The following is a 15825-nucleotide window of genomic DNA, read 5'->3' as shown; positions in this document are numbered from 1 at the left end:
CGGACCGATAGCACATCTTTTTGCTATGCGTGTTTGATTTGAATACTGAACTGATCTCCCCGGAACCTACCGAAACCCCGACCGCTGCGAAGCCCGCGGATGCGCCTCTGATGGCCTATGCCCAGTTGGCGATTGCCGAGCCGCTCAAGCGTGCTGTGGCCGAGATGGGCTACGAAAACATGACGCCCATCCAGGCCCAGGCCATTCCCGTGGTCATTACCGGCAAGGATGTCATGGGCGCCGCCCAGACCGGCACCGGCAAGACGGCCGCCTTCTCGCTGCCCTTGCTGCACCGCCTGATGAAGCACGAGAACGCTTCCACGTCCCCCGCACGCCACCCCGTGCGCGCCCTGGTGCTGTTGCCCACGCGCGAGTTGGCCGATCAGGTGGCCCAGCAGGTCAAGCTCTATGCCAAGTACACCAACCTGCGCAGCGCGGTGGTGTTTGGTGGCATGGACATGAAGCCCCAGACCCTGGAGCTGAAAGCCGGTGTCGAAGTGTTGGTGGCCACGCCAGGTCGTCTGCTGGACCATATTGAAGCCAAGAACGCAGTGCTGAACCAGGTGGAGTATGTGGTGCTGGACGAGGCCGACCGCATGTTGGATATCGGCTTCCTGCCGGACCTGCAGCGCATCCTTTCTTACCTGCCCAAACAGCGCACGACGCTGCTGTTCAGTGCGACCTTCTCGCCCGAGATCAAGCGCCTGGCCAATAGTTATCTCCAAAACCCGGTCACTATCGAAGTGGCCCGGCCCAATGCCACGGCCTCTACCGTGGAGCAACATTTTTACAGTGTGCCCGAAGACGAGAAGCGCCACGCACTGCACCAGATACTGAAGACCCGCGGCATGAAGCAGGCCTTTGTGTTTGTGAATAGCAAACTCGGCTGCGCCCGCCTGGCACGGTCGTTGGAGCGCGAAGGTTTGAAGACTACTGCCTTGCATGGCGACAAGAGCCAGGACGAGCGCCTGAAGGCCCTGGAGGCGTTCAAAAAGGGTGAGGTCGACTTACTGGTCTGTACCGACGTCGCCGCCCGTGGACTGGACATCAAGGATGTGCCCGCGGTCTTCAACTTTGACATCCCCTTCAACGCAGAGGACTACATCCACCGCATCGGCCGCACCGGCCGCGCGGGTGCATCCGGTCTGGCGGTGAGCTTTGTCGGCGGCAACAACGATGCGCGCCTGGTGGGCGACATTGAAAAGCTGATCAAGACCAAGATCGAGCTGGAGGCCGTGGAGTACGACGAAGATGCTCCCGACATCCGCAAGCAGGGTCGTATCAACGATGGCCGGCGCATGTATGCGCAAGATGGCGAAAGCGACAACGGTCGTGGGCCACGCCGCAGTGCACGTGACGACGGTTATGCCCCGCGCACGCCGCGCGCACCCCGTGGCGACTACGGCCGTCCTGCACAGTCTGCACCCCGCGATCCTTTCTTTGACAAGCCTTATGAGGAGTCCAGCGCTCCTGTGGCTGCGGCACCGTCTTGGGAAGCCACGGCTCGCCCGCAAGCCCGCGGCATATCGGCCAATATCAAGCCCAAGGTCAAGGTCGCAGCGCTGTTCAAGGCAGCATAAGAACGTTTTTAGTCTTTACCCGGTTGCTGCGCAATCGGGCATTGCACCTGAATCAACTCCTGGCTTTGGTCTTGCAGATTGAAGCGCAAGGCGCTGAGGCTGCCGCCCCATACGCAGCCCGTATCCAGCGACAGCACATCGGTTCTATCCAGCCAGCCCAATGTGGACCAATGGCCAAAGGCCACGCTGATGTCGGCGGTCCTGCGGCCCGGCACGGCGAACCACGGTAGATAACCCGCTGGGGCGCTATCGGCGCCATCGGTGGTCTCAAATTCCATCACCCCCTCTGCGGTGCAAAAGCGCAGCCGCGTCAACGCATTGACGATGACCCGCAGGCGGTCCATGCCGCGCAATGCATCGTTCCAGTGATTTGGCGTATTGCCATACATCACCTGGTAGAAGTCGACCGCGTGCTCACCCTGCAGCACGGTCTCCACCTCCTGCGCCAGCGCCAGTGTCTGGTTGGCGGTCCAACTGGGCAGTACGCCGGCATGCACCATCAGCAGTGGCGTGTCACCGCGCTGCAACTGCATGGCCAGCTTCTGGTGGCGCAGCCAGTCCAGCATGGCGTGGCGGTCGGGCGCGTTCAGCACGCCGTCCAGCGTGTCTTTGCGGTGGGGTTTGCGCGCCCCGTGGGCCGTGGCCAGCAGGCTCAGGTCATGGTTGCCCAGCAGGCACTGCGCGGCCTGGCCATAGCCCATCAGGCGGCGCAGCACGGCGGCAGAGTCTGGCCCGCGGTTGACCAGGTCGCCCAGCACATACACCGTGTCGCGGCTGGGAGAGAAATCCAGGGTGTGGAGTAAGTCGTACAGGGCCGCGTCGCAGCCCTGAATATCGCCAATCAGGTAAAGTGCCATGGTTTTCATTCTCGCTTGGGTTTCATGGAATTGATTCTGATCGTGCTGCTCACGCTGCTCAATGGCGCATTTGCCATGTCCGAGCTGGCGTTGACTGCGAGTCGCAAGGTGCGCCTGCAAGCTTTGGCAGACGAGGGCGACAAGGGCGCGCAGGCAGCCCAGGCCCTGCTGGCAAACCCCACGCAGTTCTTGTCGGCGGTGCAGGTGGGTGTCACCTCCATTGGCATGCTCAACGGCATCGTGGGCGAGGCGGCCTTCAGCGAGGGCGTTGCGCGCTGGTTGGCCGGCATGCTTCCGATCTCCCACCGCGCAGCCGAAATCTCGGCGACTGCTCTCGTCGTGACGCTGATCACCTTTGTGACGATTCTCTTTGGCGAGTTGGTGCCCAAGCGCATCGGCCAGCTCTATCCCGAGCCGGTAGCCCGCGTGCTGTCGCGCCCCATGACTTGGTTTGCTACCGGCGCCAAGCCCTTTGTGCGCCTGCTGTCGGTGTGCACGCATGGCACGCTGAAGATTTTGCGCATCGACACCACCGACAACCGCGCGGTCACCGAGGAAGAAATTTCGGCCAGCCTGGAAGAAGGGGTGGACGCCGGCATCATCGAACAGCACGAGCACCAGATGGTGCGCAATGTCTTTGACCTGGATGACCGCAGCCTCGCGTCCATGATGCTGCCGCGCGCCGACATCGAGTGGATGGATGCATCGGCGACGGTCGCCCAATGCCTGGCACAGGCCAGCAGCGGCGGCAGCAAGGGTACGCACTCCTGGTACCCGGTGTGCCGCGGCTCTCTGGACCAGGTCGTAGGGCTGATCAGCGTGGCGCGCCTCTTGGAGGTCGGAGCCCAGCATGAAGGCACGGTGGAGAGCTTGGCAGAGACCGCCGTCTACGTACCAGAAACCCTCAGCGGCATGGAGCTGATTGAGCAGTTCCGCGCCAAGTCCGGCCGCATGGTCTTTGTTGTCGATGAATACGGCGTCGTGCAGGGCTTGTTGACACCCCATGACCTGTTGGAGGCCATCACCGGTGAGCTCAAACCCGACGCTCAGACCCAGGCCTGGGCCACACACCAGACCGATGGCTCCTGGGCCTTGGATGGCTCCATGCCGGTGGGTGAACTCAAGGCACGCCTGGGCATAGACGCCTTGCCCCAAGAGGACAGGGGCCGCTACAACACGTTGGCGGGTCTGCTGATGGCCGTTAGCGGTGATTTGCCGGCTGTGGGTGAGCGTATTGACTGTGCAGACTGGCAGTTTGAAGTGACGGCTGTGGAGGGCAAGCGCATTGACAAGGTACTGGCGCGCAGCTTGGCCGTGGCCTGAGTACGCGTTCTACAGATGGCCTGCCATGCGGTAGGCCAGCCAGCCCACTAGTTCATGCAGCACCAGTTGCCAACTGCGCAGCCCTGAGCCCAAAGAGTATTCGGTCCACGGTGTGGCCGACCCGGTGCGATAGTCCACGGGGTAGGCTGTGACATTCCAACCCGCCTTGGCGAAGGTCGCCATCGAGCGCGGCATGTGCCAAGCCGACGTGACGAGCAGCCAGCGCTGGCCAATGTCCACACCCGGTAACTGGGCCGACAGCGCTGCATTCTCATAGGTGGAACGGGACGCCGACTCGTACAAGACGTTTGGCCCTGAGATACCCAGGCTATCGAAGTACATCTGGGCGCGGCGTGCCTCGCTGATGGCGTCTGCTGGCAGGTTATTGGGGTCCCCCCCGGTGTACAGCAGGCGCAGGTGGGGGTTGGTCCGCAGCATCACCACCGGTGCCGTCATGCGTTCGGCCGCTTCGTTGAACAGCGGCTGCAAATGGGCTTGGGCCACATAGCTGGATTCGGTGGAGCCACCTAGCACCACCATGCCCACGTAGCCCTTGAGATCGGCCTGCGGTGGCATCTCCGCATACTGGCTCTCCAACTGCCGTATCAGCAAATCGGGCAGCGGCAGCCAGCCCAGCAGCAACAGCAAAGCCAACGCAGCGCCCACCAGGGCGCGGGCCTTGTCGGGTTTGCGGCGTACCCATAGGCTGGCCATCAGCAGGGTCGCGACCCAGGTCAAGGGTTGGGTCAACAGGGCGAAGATTTTGGTGGCGATGAACACGGTTGACGATGCTGCGAAGGGGTACAAAGGGAGCGATCGTAGGCCAGGTTTTGGCGCCAAGGGTTAACCCCTAGTGGAACACCACACTTGTGACCAAAGGGTGTTCGATTAACACTCGCATCCATCTCCACTCAAGGATTACACACCATGAAAATTCGCGCCATTGCACTGGGTCTGGTTGTCGGGACAATGTCCATGCTTGCCTATGCCCAGCAGCCCATTGTTATCAAGTTCAGCCACGTGGTGGCAGCCGATACGCCCAAGGGCAAGGCTTCGGACTTTTTTGCCAAGCGCGCCATGGAGCTGACCAAGGGTAAGGTCAAGGTCGACATCTACCCCAACAGCCAGCTGTACAAGGACAAGGAAGAGATGGAGGCGCTGCAGATCGGCGCCGTGCAAATGCTCGCTCCTTCCCTGGCCAAGTTCGGCCCACTGGGCGTCAAGGAATTCGAAGTGTTCGACTTCCCCTTCATCTTTGACGACACGGCCGATCTGCACAAGATCACACAAGGTCCCGTCGGCAATAGTCTGCTGGCCAAGCTGGAGCCCAAGGGTGTCAAGGGCCTGGCATTCTGGGATAACGGGTTCAAGTCGTTCTCGGCCAACACGCCACTGAAGGCCCCCGCCGATTTCAAGGGCAAGAAGTTCCGTATCCAGTCCTCCAAGGTGCTGGAAGAGCAGATCCGCAGCCTGGGTGGCATTCCCCAGGTGATGGCTTTCTCTGAGGTCTACCAGGCCCTGCAAACCGGTGTGGTGGATGGCACGGAAAACCCCATCTCCAACTTCTACAGCCAGAAGATGCATGAAGTGCAAAAGCATTTGTCCATCACCAACCACGGCTACCTGGGCTATGCGGTCATCGTCAACAAGAAGTTCTGGGATGGCCTGCCCGCCGATGTGCGCGGCCAACTGGAACAGGCCATGAAAGAGGCTACAACCTTGGCCAACAAGATTGCCCAGGAAGAAAATGACCACGCGCTGGATGGCGTGAAGAAGGCGGGCAAGACCACCGTCTATGTACCCACCAAAGAAGAGCGCATGGCCTTGAAGAAGGTGCTGGTGCCCGTGCACGCCAAGATGGCGGACCGCGTGGGCAAGGAATTGCTGGACGCGATCTACAAGGACACTGGCTTCGATCCGAACAAGCTGTAAACCCAGCGCGCGCATCGCAACCACCGGTTTGCCACTTACGGAACTTTCACCATGAAATTCTTAGACCACCTGGAGGAATGGATCATCACCTTCCTCATGGGCGGAGCCACGCTCATCATTTTCTTCGCGGTGCTGCACCGCTACCTGGCCAGTGCACCCATTCCCTATTTGCAGGACTGGATGCTGACGCTCAACTTCAGTTGGGCACAAGAGCTGTGCATCATCATGTTCGTGTGGATGGCCAAGTTTGGCGCCGCTTATGGCGTGCGCACCGGCATCCACGTGGGTGTGGACGTAGTCGTCAACCGTTTGGAAGAGAAGACCCGCGCCAAGTTCATTCTGTTTGCATTGCTGGCCGGTGCGTTGTTCACCGGTTGCATCGCCTACCTGGGTGGTCACTTTGTGTGGGAAAACGGTGCCCACCATGCGGTGCTGAAATTCTTTGGCATGAACGTGGGTGACCTGCCCGAAGGCCCGACCACCCCGGACCTGGAATGGCCCACCTGGTTGGTCTACTGCGCCATTCCGTTCGGCTCTTCGCTGATGTCGTTCCGCTTCCTGCAAGTGGCATGGACCTTCGTACGAACCGGAGAGATCCCGCACCACGACCATGCCCACGTTGAAGGCGTGGAGGACGCGCCACCACCCGTCGATAACCACAACACACGCAAAGACGGGGGAGCCTGATCATGAATGCAACCATTCTCTTCGGGCTATTGATCGCGCTGATGTTGACCGGCATGCCGATCTCGATTTCCCTGGGTTTGACCGTACTGACCTTCATCCTGACGATGACGCAGGTGCCGCTGGAGGCGGTGGCACTGAAGCTGTTTACCGGTATCGAGAAGTGGGAAATCATGGCGATTCCCTTCTTCATCCTGGCCGGTAACTTCCTCACACACGGCGGCGTGGCAAGGCGCATGATCAATTTCGCCACCTCGCTGGTGGGGCATTGGCATGGCGGCTTGGCATTGGCCTCCATCCTGGCATGCGCGATGTTTGCCCTGGTCTGTGGCTCCAGCGTGGCAACGGTGGTGGCGATTGGCTCCATCGTGTTGCCAGCCATGGTGGCGCACGGCTATCCCATGCGGTTCGGTGCGGGCGTCATCATCACGGCGGGTTCGCTGGGCATCTTGATGTTGCCCTCCATCCCCAAGGTGATCTACGCCATCTCTACCAACACCTCTATTGGTGCCTTGTTTGTGGCTGGCCTGTTGCCCGGAACCTTGCTGACCATCATGCTGGGTGGCGTGACCTGGTACATCGCCAAGAAGAACGGCTACCCCCGCATGGACAAGGCCACCTGGATGCAACGCCTGACCTTCTTCCGCCACAGCGTGTGGGGGCTGATGCTGGTGGTCATCATCGTAGGCGGCATCTACTCCGGCATCTTTACGGCGACGGAAGCGGCGGCCATGGCTGCGGTGTACTCGTTCTTTGTCTCGGTCTTTGTCTACAAGGACATGAAGATGAAGGATGTGCCGAAGGTCTTGCGTGACTCGGCCAATATGTCGGCGATGTTGCTGTACATCATCACCAATGCCGTGCTGTTCTCCTTTGTGCTGGCCAATGAGAATTTGCCACACCGCCTGGCGGACTGGATGCTGAGCATGAACCTGGGTAAAGAAGGCTTCCTGTTCGTTGTCAACATCATCTTGCTGATGGCAGGCAACTTCATGGAGCCCTCGTCCATCATCCTGATCATGGCGCCCATCTTCTTCCCGGCCGCCATGCAGTTGGGTATCAACCCAGTGCACTTCGGCATCTTGATCGACGTGAACATGGAAGTGGGCCTGTGCCACCCCCCGGTGGGTCTGAACCTGTATGTGGCCTCGGGTATTTCCAGACTGGGTATCACGGAGTTGACGAAGGCAGTGATGCCTTGGTTGCTGACTATGATCGTGTTCCTGGTTGTGGTGACCTACTGGCCGTGGCTGACCCTGGTGGTGCCGCAGATGATGGGCATGTTGTAGCCCTCTGCCACATAGCACCACAATACGCAAAGCCCGGATCCGTCCGGGCTTTTTTCTGACCCCTTGGATAGACACCTATGATGAGCACACTTGTTTTTGTTGCCGGCTTTTGCATCGTCGCCGTGCTGGTCTACATGGCGCGCTACAGCGGCCGCGTGCGGGTGGAGCACACCCGCCTCATAGACGCACCGGTGGATGCCGTCTACGCCAGGCTGGCGGACCTGGGGCAATGGGAGCAATGGAACCCCTGGCTGGACCCCCAGGCTGCCAAGGGGGCCACGCTCTCCACTCCTGCCGATCAAGTAGGCAGCCGTTGCACCTGGAGCAGCGAAACCCGTGGTGCGGGTTTCGTCGAGCATGTGCGCCTATTGCCACGGCAGCGTGTGGAGCAGCGCTTGCGGCTACACCAGCCGTTTACGGTGGCGGGGCGCTGTGTCTGGACGCTGCAGGAGCGCAATGGCCAGACCGAGGTGCATTGCAGTTTGCGCGGACGCGTTGCCTTCACGATGCGGGCCTTTGCGGGTACCGTCAAGGGCGCGCTGGCGTTGGACTGCCGCTATGGCCTGGACCAACTCGCCAGTCTGTTGGAGCCGCCAACGGCCAGCCGCTATGCAATCGAGCATGTAGGGGTGCAGGCAGTAGAGGCTGCCCACTACGCCTACCGCAGCTACCAGGGCCCCATCAACGGCCTGCAGCAGGCCATGCGCACCACGCTGGCTGAATTGCGTCAGCAGCTGTCGGATGCGGGCGTGCAAGCCACGGGCCGGCCAATGGCTGTCTATTTCAAGACCAATATCAAGCTGCGCACCACAGCCTGCCACATCGGCATTCCCATAGGCAGCGCTACGTCGGCGGGCGATTTGCCCGTGCGTGAACTGGTTGCTCACAATGCCTACACGGTGCGCCTGCATGGCGACCCCGCAGCCTTGGAGATTGCCTGGTACCTGGCCATGCAGCGCATGGTGGCCCAAGACGCTAAGCCGGACCAACGCCTGCCGCCTTTTGAGCGTTATTGCGGACTAGGCGATGGTGTAGATGCACAAGCGGCCGCCGACATCATCGAACTGCATGTGCCGGTGCTACCAGCGTGATGAGGGTTTTCAGCAATACCCAGCACGGGGCAGTAGGCCGATAAAGCAGTTTTAGCTTGCGGGAATTGGGGCCATGGCAGAAACCACGCACAGTCTGATTGCCTTTTGCCGGGACAACAAGCGGGTATGCCCCTTACCCAAGAGCTGGAACACGCTGTTTGAAATGCTGCCCAACCGTAAGCGCACGGCCTTGGGTTGGGAGCCGCCCTTGCCCTTGATTCTGGAGGCCTGGGACAGCACACCGGCACCGCTGAAAACCCTGCGCCTTGCGGAGCACATTGAATGGGCCGCAGAACACGGCGCGTTGGAGGCCGTGGCCGCCTTCTTGCGCGGCTTGCCGCAGGACCAATGGCTGTACGCCGACTGAAGCCTGCGATTGTCTACTTGCGTCTGGGCGCTACAGCCTGCAGATTGCGTGACTTGGCGTAGCTAGGTGGGCGCCGCTGCTGGCTGGCCTGCTCGTAGGCGTAGGCCATGGCAATCAAAGGCCCCTCGGCCCAGGCCCCAGCCACAAACGATAGACCACAGGGCAGGCCGTGCACAAAGCCGCAAGGCACGGTGATATGCGGGTAACCGGCCACAGCGGCCGGTGTCGTGAAGCTGCCGCCTGCTGCATCGCCATTGATGAAGTCGGTTAGCCAAGCCGGGCCGCAGGTGGGGGCGACGAGGGCATCCAACTGGTGCTCCTTCATGACCTGGTCAATGCCTTCTTCACGTGCATAGCGGTGGTTGTTGGCCAGCGCGTCGATGTACTCCTTGCTATCGAGCCCGCCCTTGGTCTGGGCGTTCACAAAGTGTTCTTGCCCGAAGTACGGCATCTCCTGTGCGTGGTGTTGGTCGTTGAAGGCGATCACGTCGGCCAGTGTCTTTAATGGTGCGCCGGGCCCGTAGTCGGCCAGGTAGGCGGCGATGTCGGCCTTCAATTCGTACAGCAAAACGGTGAGCTCGGTGTCCGCGTACTTGGCGACATTGGGTACTTCGGCCACCTCTACCAGTGTGGCGCCTTGGGCTTTCAGCACGGCCAGTTGCGATTCGACCAGGGCGGCAACCAGATCGCCCGCGCCAGTCAATTGCGAACGAACCACACCTATGCGCTTGCCTTGCAGGCCATTGCGGCTCAAGAATCGGGTGTAGTCGGCCTTCTTCTGGTCGGCTTGGGTGGTTGCGGGGTCACGCGCATCACTACCAGCCATTGCGGTCAGAAGCACCGCCGCATCGGCCACGGTGCGGGTCATAGGCCCGGCTGTGTCTTGCGAGTGGGCGATGGGGACCACACCGGCGCGGCTGACCAAGCCCACCGTGGGCTTGATGCCCACCAGGCTGGCCACTGAGGCGGGTGATGTGATGGAGCCATCCGTCTCCGTGCCCACGGCCACCGCCGCCAAGCTGGCCGCCATGCTGGAGCCCGAGCCCGAACTGGAACCACTGGTGTTGCGGTCCAGCGCATAGGGGTTTAGCGACAGTCCGCCGCGCGCGCTCCAGCCACTGGTGGATCGCGTTGATCGCATATTCGCCCACTCCGACAAATTGGTCTTACCCAGGATCACCGCACCGGCCTCGCGCAAGCGGGTGACCAGGGCGGCGTCGCGCGGTGGCTTGACGCCCACCAAGGCCAGGGAGCCGGCCGTGGTCTGCATCTTGTCAGCGGTGGCGATGTTGTCTTTGAGCAAAACCGGTATGCCATGCAAGGGGCCACGCGCGCCTTTGGTCTTGCGCTCAGCGTCCAACGCAGCGGCAAGCGCCATGACATCAGGGTTGAGTTCGATGACCGAGTTCAGCTTGGGCCCCGCCTTGTCAATGGCGGCAATGCGCGCCAGGTACAGCTTGACCAACTGCTGGGCCGTGGTCTTGCCCGAAGCCATGGCGGCCTGCAACTCGGTGACCGTCTTTTCAGCGACGTCGAAAGTCGTGTCGCCTGTGCTTGCATGGGCGGTCATGGCCGAGCCTCCTGTCAATAGCATGAGTTCTACAAAATCACGTCGCTGCATGGATGGCCTTTGTGCGCTGGGGTCGATGGGAAACGGTCCGCGTGGATTGTGCCTCGGACACCGATTGGCGCAAAGCGCGCAAGAAGTCTTGCACATCCGCACTGGGGCGCACCGGCTCTTTCCAGTATTCGCTGCAATCGGATTTGCGGCCCAGCAGCTTCATGTTGACCAACTCACGCCGCAGCGTAGCCTGGTCACCAAAAGTGTGGTGGGCATTGAGTATCTGGTTGATTTCTTTCTCGGTGTACTTGCGTCGAATGGAAAACTGCGTCCACATCCACCACATGGCCATTTGCTGCACCGACAGCTTGTTAGGTAACCGTATGAGCCGGCCGGCGGCATCGAACTGCATCAGCGTCTTTCGCACCGTGGGCGACAAGGCACCATGGTTCACGACGGCTTCATTGCTTGCGTGGGGGAGATTTACCTCATTGAACGCCGCATCCGGGGCATCTGGCGCATCCGGTGGTATTGCATCCAGGGCAGCAAGCCGGCCTTCCAGCGACGCCCTGAATGTCTGGAAATTGCGCATACCAGCGGCACGGGCCAGCAGGTTGAGCAGTTCCAGGTGGCTGGGCGGCAATAGCCCTTCGGCAGAGCGTGCGTCGAGATAGGATTTGAGCTTCTTCGCAAAGGAAGAAATGTCCGAGACGGACAGGGGTAAGAGCATGCGAGTCATCATCAACAATTCCTCGTGCGCCATGAACTCTGTACAGAGTGCTGGGGTTGCCACTTGCAGCGTAGGCGCACAAAAATTGATTTTTTGATGCGTGCTAGCGATTACCAATTCAGGTTTAGCGTGAATCTTGGTGAGACTCTGGCAACGCCTGGGTGAACTGCGGACCCGGACGGAGATTGTAGCCACAGACTGCGCATCACGCGCAAGGCACAAAAAAGGCGACCGAAGTCGCCTTGGTGTTCAGCCAGGTTGAACCGGGCTTAGGCTGCGCGCTGCTTCCTGCGCGCGACCGCACCCATCAGGCCCAGACCCGCCAGCAGCATCGCAAAGGTCTCGGGTTCTGGCACAGCCGACACGGGCGCGACAGCTTTGGCGATGAAGGTGGAGTAGTTGCCCCATTGGTTTTGCGCATACTCTTGTGCGGGCACCGCACTACTAAAGTAGCTGGTGATGCCAACGGTTTTGGTGCCAACGCTGACATTGCCCAGCGTCACGCTGAAGGTCGCGGTAGAGCCCAGTGTGTAAACGGAGCTGGGGTCGCTGCCCCACCAAGTAAAGGATTTGAAACCCGTCGGCGCGCTCAGACTGGCCGAGCCATTGCCGTACAAGTCCAGGCCATTGCCGACTGAGCTGGACCAAAAGCCCGGGGCTCCGTGGTAGGACGCTGGCGATGTGGAGCTCAATACGGTCGCGGTTTCGGGGATGAAGATGGTGAAGCCATCCAGACCCGTATAACCACCCAGGCTCTGGTCGTTATTGGTCACGGTGTAGTCGAACTGCCAAGCGTTTGCGCCTACGCCGCTGGCGAAGGAGGTCAGCGAATACTCTGATCCCAGTGGAATGGTGGCCTCGGCCGCGCCACTGCCGTAGAGCACGGCAACTGCCGCAAGTGCCTGAATCAGCTTGGAAATCTTCATCACATGTACCTTGGAAATTGAGGAGACCATTGGAGAGAGGGGCTACAACAGCCGCACTGCCCCGACGGTCTGTAAAGGTAACAGGCAGGCCGCAGAGCGGCAATAGTCCATTTGGACTAGCTGACCAGGCAGCTCCCTCCCGCACTGCCTGACCTTGGCTCGTCTAGTTCACGGCCTCTGGCACAGCGGGTATGCGGTTGGACGCATGCTGGTCCCTGACAAGCCCGGCCAGCAGCACGTCAACCAACGTTCCGCCGCTGGCTTGCGCCCCGCCTTGTGCACCGCCGTTGACCAGCACCTCCGGTACCAGTTTGACTCCGGCCGAGGACAAGGCCTGCGCCACCTGAACAATGGCGTAATTGCCCGACTCCATGGAATCGATCTTCTGCTTGATGACCGTGGCTTCCGCTTGGCCAACCGCCAGTGTCTTGTCGGCTTCGGCCACGCCGGTTACACGTATCACTTCGGCGTCGGCATTGGCGTTGATCTTCTTGGCACGAGCCGTGCCGTCCGCAGTCTTGACGGCGGCCTGGGCAGAAAACTCCGCGATCGCCACCTTGCGCTCGGCATCGACGACCTGCGCCTGGGTGTTGGCCAAGGCGGTGGCTTGCTCCAACTGCTGGCGCACACCCTGGGCCTCCATCTGCGTGTTGTAGGTGACCTTCTCCTGCTCCGCAATCTTGCGGTCTGTCAGCGTCTTCATCAGATCTGCGGGTGGGCTGATGTCGCCAATCAGCGTTTCAACCGCACCCACGTCATAGTCCTTCAAGGCTTTGGCGATGGCCTCCTTGGCCTCTGCCTGGCGCTCGGTGCGTTGCTTCAGGAAATCAATCACGTCCGAGCTTTGCGCCGCGTTGCGGAAGTAGTTGCCAATGGTGGGCTCCAGCACCTGGGTGACCAGGGCTTCCATGCTGCCGAAACGGGCGATCACTTTGGGCGCGTCGTTGCGCGGAATGTGGATGATCTGGCTCACATCCAGGTTGAAGGTGAAGCCGTCGGCCGATCGCACCGTGATGGTGGACAGATTGGCATCGAGTTTGTGGGCCTCGGTCTTGCCGGTTGCCCAGTTGAGCACCACGTTGGCCGTGGGTACGACACGCACCTTGTGCGTGTAGGTGTTGATGGCGTATTTGCCGGGGTCCAGCACATCGACCCAGACGCCTTTCTCGCCACGACGCACCATGTTGGCATGCCTGAATTCCACACCGGTCACATCGTCGCCCGCCTTGCCCACGAAGGCCACGACCACACCGACCGATGCAATCGGCACCTCCGTCATTTCAATGATCTCGACCGTCGCGAACATCGGGTTGATGAAGTAACGGCCCGCCAGCAACACTTGCTCTTGCAGACCCTTGGTACCGTCGTTGTCGACAAAGGCTTGCGGGTCTTGGAACAAATTGTGTCCCGTCACTTCGGGGCCAGCGATTTCACCGGTTTTCAGCGGTGCGCCTTCGCGGGTGGTCACGATGCCGACCTTGTTGTCCGGCACATCCTGTACATCGGCCATGGAGACCTTGAAGAGCCGCGGATTGATGCGGTACTTTCCCTGCGGGATGATGGTCATTTGCGGGCCACGCTCGCCACCGGCGCTCATGAAAGCCTGTGCGTCCTGGAACGAGTCGCAGGCGACCTGCTTGCCGATGATGCGGCCGCCGGAGAGCGGACGCCCGTCGCGCGCTTCGACCACGCCGATCTTCCCGGGTTCGATCACTGTCATGTCCTCCAGGTGCACGGTGAAGAGCAGCGTGTTGATGCGCCAGGTGCCCGGCGGGATGACCGACATCTGCATGCCGCGCTCGCCGCTATTGACCAAGAAGGCCCTTGCGTCCTGAAAGTTGTCGCACTCGACTTGGCGCGCAATCACACGGCCATCTGGCAAGGGCATGCCGTCGCAGGCTTCGATGACGGCGATCTTGCCATCGGGCACCGTCGTGAACTCGACCAAGTCAACGGTGTACTGCCAAGGCCAAAGAAAAAAGTGCAAACCCGGTGCCAAGGTATCGGCCTGCAGGCCCGCTTCACCCAATAGCGCCACGATCTTGCCCGCGGGTAGTTCGCGGTTGGTGCCGAATAGCACGAACTTCTTGGTGATGGTCCCCACCGCGTTGTCGGGGACGATCACAATGCCGAAAAGGCGAAAGACCCACTTGTACGCGGCGGCCAATGCGACCACGATGACAATGGCCAGAATTGGGCCGAAATTGCCGTAGATATCCATATGCGTTTCCTACCTGCAAAGCAGTTGTGTGAAACTGGATTCTGCGAATCGCGGTATCAGGAATGCATAAGGATTCTGTGGGGTGTGGTCACCAATGACAAAGGGTTCACCACCATCTTCATGGCAATGAACCCTTGCTTGTTGTGGTGCCGGAGAGATGAATCGAACACCCGACCTTCTCATTACGAATGAGCTGCTCTACCGACTGAGCTACACCGGCACTAAGCCCGCAATTATAGCGATTGCGGGGTCTTTTTTTATGCCTCCAGGTGGTAGCGGGTCACGCGTTCCACCTCGTTCTTGGAGCCTAGGCACACGCTGACGCGCTCGTGCAGTTTGCTGGGTTGGATGTCCAGGATGCGCTCCTTGCAATTGGTGGCGGCGCCACCGGCCTGCTCGACGATCCAGGACATGGGGTTGGCTTCGTACATCAGGCGCAGCTTGCCGGGTTTCTCGGGTTCGCGTTTGTCCCAGGGGTACATGAAGATGCCGCCGCGGGTCAGGATGCGGTGCACGTCAGCCACCATGCTGGCAATCCAGCGCATGTTGAAGTCTTTGGCGCGCGGGCCTTCCTTGCCGGCCAGGCATTCGTCCACATAGCGCTTGATCGGCGCATCCCAGTGGCGCATATTGCTCATGTTGATCGCGAATTCTTTGGTGTCCTCGGGAATCTTCACGTTCTCTTGCGTCAGCACGAAGGAGCCCTGCTCGCGGTCCAGCGTGAACATGGCTACGCCATTGCCCACGGTCAGCACCAGCGTGGTTTGCGGGCCGTAGACGCAGTAGCCGGCGGCCACCTGCTTGGCGCCGGCCTGCAAGAAGTCTTGTTCCGAAACGCCCACGCCTTCCGGCTTCTTCAGCACGCTGAAGATGGTGCCGATGCTGACATTCACGTCGATGTTGCTGGAGCCGTCCAGGGGATCGAACAGCAGCAGGTATTCGCCCTGCGGGTAGCGGTTGGGCACCAGGTAGATGCCTTCCATTTCTTCCGATGCCATGGCGGCCAGGTGGCCGCCCCACTCGTTGGCTTCGATCAGTACTTCGTTGGAGATGATGTCCAGCTTCTTCTGAACTTCACCCTGGATGTTTTCGCTCTGGGCCGTGCCCAGCACGCCACCCAGGGCGCCCTTGTTGACGGCGTGGCTGATGCTCTTGCACGAGCGGGCCACCACCTCCAGCAGCAGGCGCAGTTGGGCGGGGATGGAGCCGTCTACGCGCTGCTCTTCGACCAGATAGCGGGTCAGGGATATTTTTTGTGCCATAT

Annotated in this window: 14 protein-coding genes and 1 tRNA gene; 7 read left to right on the top strand and 8 right to left on the bottom strand. The window is 60.6% G+C overall.

Annotated features, from left to right (window positions below; all coding sequences use genetic code 11):
- The first annotated feature begins 110 nt into the window (after positions 1-110).
- Positions 111-1580 (top strand): DEAD/DEAH box helicase, encoded by a 1470-nt coding sequence (locus AC07OO_RS10595; protein WP_495083332.1) that lies wholly within the window; start codon positions 111-113, stop codon positions 1578-1580.
- An 8-nt stretch (positions 1581-1588) separates the two neighbouring features.
- Here the strand turns inward: AC07OO_RS10595 and AC07OO_RS10590 are convergent, their stop codons facing one another.
- The gene (locus tag AC07OO_RS10590) at positions 1589-2437 is read right to left on the bottom strand and encodes a symmetrical bis(5'-nucleosyl)-tetraphosphatase (RefSeq protein ID WP_495082069.1); all 849 of its coding nucleotides are present in this window, start codon (positions 2435-2437) and stop codon (positions 1589-1591) included.
- Between the two features lie 24 nt (positions 2438-2461).
- Here AC07OO_RS10590 and AC07OO_RS10585 point away from each other — a divergent pair, with 24 nt between their 5' ends.
- Positions 2462-3760 carry a hemolysin family protein gene (locus AC07OO_RS10585; protein ID WP_495082068.1) on the top strand — a complete coding sequence of 433 codons (1299 nt, stop codon included), beginning with the start codon at positions 2462-2464 and terminating at the stop codon, positions 3758-3760.
- A 9-nt stretch (positions 3761-3769) separates the two neighbouring features.
- Here AC07OO_RS10585 and AC07OO_RS10580 read toward each other — a convergent pair whose 3' ends face one another.
- Positions 3770-4540: a YdcF family protein gene (locus tag AC07OO_RS10580; RefSeq protein ID WP_495082067.1), complete on the bottom strand. Its 771-nt coding sequence runs from the start codon at positions 4538-4540 to the stop codon at positions 3770-3772.
- A 147-nt stretch (positions 4541-4687) separates the two neighbouring features.
- Between AC07OO_RS10580 and AC07OO_RS10575 the strand changes: the two genes are divergently transcribed.
- The 5 genes from AC07OO_RS10575 (at position 4688) to AC07OO_RS10555 (ending at position 9123) form a co-directional block, all read left to right on the top strand.
- On the top strand, positions 4688-5692 hold the full coding sequence (locus AC07OO_RS10575; protein ID WP_495082066.1) for a TRAP transporter substrate-binding protein: 1005 nt from the start codon (positions 4688-4690) through the stop codon (positions 5690-5692).
- Between the two features lie 51 nt (positions 5693-5743).
- Positions 5744-6379, top strand: a complete 636-nt coding sequence (locus AC07OO_RS10570; RefSeq protein WP_495082065.1) for a TRAP transporter small permease — start codon at positions 5744-5746, stop codon at positions 6377-6379.
- A 2-nt stretch (positions 6380-6381) separates the two neighbouring features.
- On the top strand, positions 6382-7665 hold the full coding sequence (locus AC07OO_RS10565) for a TRAP transporter large permease (RefSeq protein WP_495082064.1): 1284 nt from the start codon (positions 6382-6384) through the stop codon (positions 7663-7665).
- A gap of 80 nt (positions 7666-7745) precedes the next feature.
- The gene (locus AC07OO_RS10560; RefSeq protein WP_495082063.1) at positions 7746-8756 is read left to right on the top strand and encodes an SRPBCC family protein; all 1011 of its coding nucleotides are present in this window, start codon (positions 7746-7748) and stop codon (positions 8754-8756) included.
- 73 nt (positions 8757-8829) lie between these two features.
- Positions 8830-9123, top strand: coding sequence for a hypothetical protein (locus tag AC07OO_RS10555; protein ID WP_495082062.1), 294 nt, complete (start codon positions 8830-8832; stop codon positions 9121-9123).
- 13 nt (positions 9124-9136) lie between these two features.
- On the opposite strand, the gene AC07OO_RS10550 is transcribed toward AC07OO_RS10555, so the two are convergent.
- From AC07OO_RS10550 to AC07OO_RS10525, 6 genes are all read right to left on the bottom strand, one after another.
- On the bottom strand, positions 9137-10744 hold the full coding sequence (locus AC07OO_RS10550; protein WP_495082061.1) for an amidase: 1608 nt from the start codon (positions 10742-10744) through the stop codon (positions 9137-9139).
- Entirely contained in the window at positions 10731-11426 is a 696-nt protein-coding gene (locus AC07OO_RS10545; RefSeq protein ID WP_495082060.1) for a DUF2087 domain-containing protein, read from the bottom strand. The genes AC07OO_RS10550 and AC07OO_RS10545 overlap by 14 nt, the downstream gene beginning before the upstream one ends.
- Before the next feature lie 257 nt (positions 11427-11683).
- On the bottom strand, positions 11684-12340 hold the full coding sequence (locus tag AC07OO_RS10540) for a PEP-CTERM sorting domain-containing protein (protein ID WP_495082059.1): 657 nt from the start codon (positions 12338-12340) through the stop codon (positions 11684-11686).
- Positions 12341-12503: 163 nt separating this feature from the next.
- Positions 12504-14561 (bottom strand): SPFH domain-containing protein, encoded by a 2058-nt coding sequence (locus AC07OO_RS10535; RefSeq protein WP_495082058.1) that lies wholly within the window; start codon positions 14559-14561, stop codon positions 12504-12506.
- Positions 14562-14705: 144 nt separating this feature from the next.
- Positions 14706-14781, bottom strand: a tRNA-Thr gene (locus AC07OO_RS10530).
- A 37-nt stretch (positions 14782-14818) separates the two neighbouring features.
- Positions 14819-15823 (bottom strand): class 1 fructose-bisphosphatase, encoded by a 1005-nt coding sequence (locus tag AC07OO_RS10525; RefSeq protein WP_495082057.1) that lies wholly within the window; start codon positions 15821-15823, stop codon positions 14819-14821.
- Positions 15824-15825: the final 2 nt, after the last annotated feature.

The sequence above is a fragment of the Rhodoferax sp. GW821-FHT07G04 genome (assembly GCF_059418585.1).
This window is presented reverse-complemented; position numbering and strand designations above follow the sequence as displayed.

Excerpts from the sequence above, each read along its gene's own strand:
- AC07OO_RS10560 (WP_495082063.1), top strand. The coding sequence starts at position 7,746 with ATGAGCACACTTGTTTTTGTTGCCGGCTTTTGCATCGTCGCCGTGCTG.
- AC07OO_RS10565 (WP_495082064.1), top strand. The coding sequence starts at position 6,382 with ATGAATGCAACCATTCTCTTCGGGCTATTGATCGCGCTGATGTTGACC.
- AC07OO_RS10590 (WP_495082069.1), bottom strand. The coding sequence starts at position 2,437 with ATGGCACTTTACCTGATTGGCGATATTCAGGGCTGCGACGCGGCCCTG.
- AC07OO_RS10595 (WP_495083332.1), top strand. The coding sequence starts at position 111 with ATGGCCTATGCCCAGTTGGCGATTGCCGAGCCGCTCAAGCGTGCTGTG.
- AC07OO_RS10540 (WP_495082059.1), bottom strand. The coding sequence starts at position 12,340 with ATGAAGATTTCCAAGCTGATTCAGGCACTTGCGGCAGTTGCCGTGCTC.
- AC07OO_RS10570 (WP_495082065.1), top strand. The coding sequence starts at position 5,744 with ATGAAATTCTTAGACCACCTGGAGGAATGGATCATCACCTTCCTCATG.
- AC07OO_RS10550 (WP_495082061.1), bottom strand. The coding sequence starts at position 10,744 with ATGCAGCGACGTGATTTTGTAGAACTCATGCTATTGACAGGAGGCTCG.
- AC07OO_RS10525 (WP_495082057.1), bottom strand. The coding sequence starts at position 15,823 with ATGGCACAAAAAATATCCCTGACCCGCTATCTGGTCGAAGAGCAGCGC.
- AC07OO_RS10585 (WP_495082068.1), top strand. The coding sequence starts at position 2,462 with ATGGAATTGATTCTGATCGTGCTGCTCACGCTGCTCAATGGCGCATTT.
- AC07OO_RS10535 (WP_495082058.1), bottom strand. The coding sequence starts at position 14,561 with ATGGATATCTACGGCAATTTCGGCCCAATTCTGGCCATTGTCATCGTG.
- AC07OO_RS10545 (WP_495082060.1), bottom strand. The coding sequence starts at position 11,426 with ATGATGACTCGCATGCTCTTACCCCTGTCCGTCTCGGACATTTCTTCC.
- AC07OO_RS10575 (WP_495082066.1), top strand. The coding sequence starts at position 4,688 with ATGAAAATTCGCGCCATTGCACTGGGTCTGGTTGTCGGGACAATGTCC.
- AC07OO_RS10555 (WP_495082062.1), top strand. The coding sequence starts at position 8,830 with ATGGCAGAAACCACGCACAGTCTGATTGCCTTTTGCCGGGACAACAAG.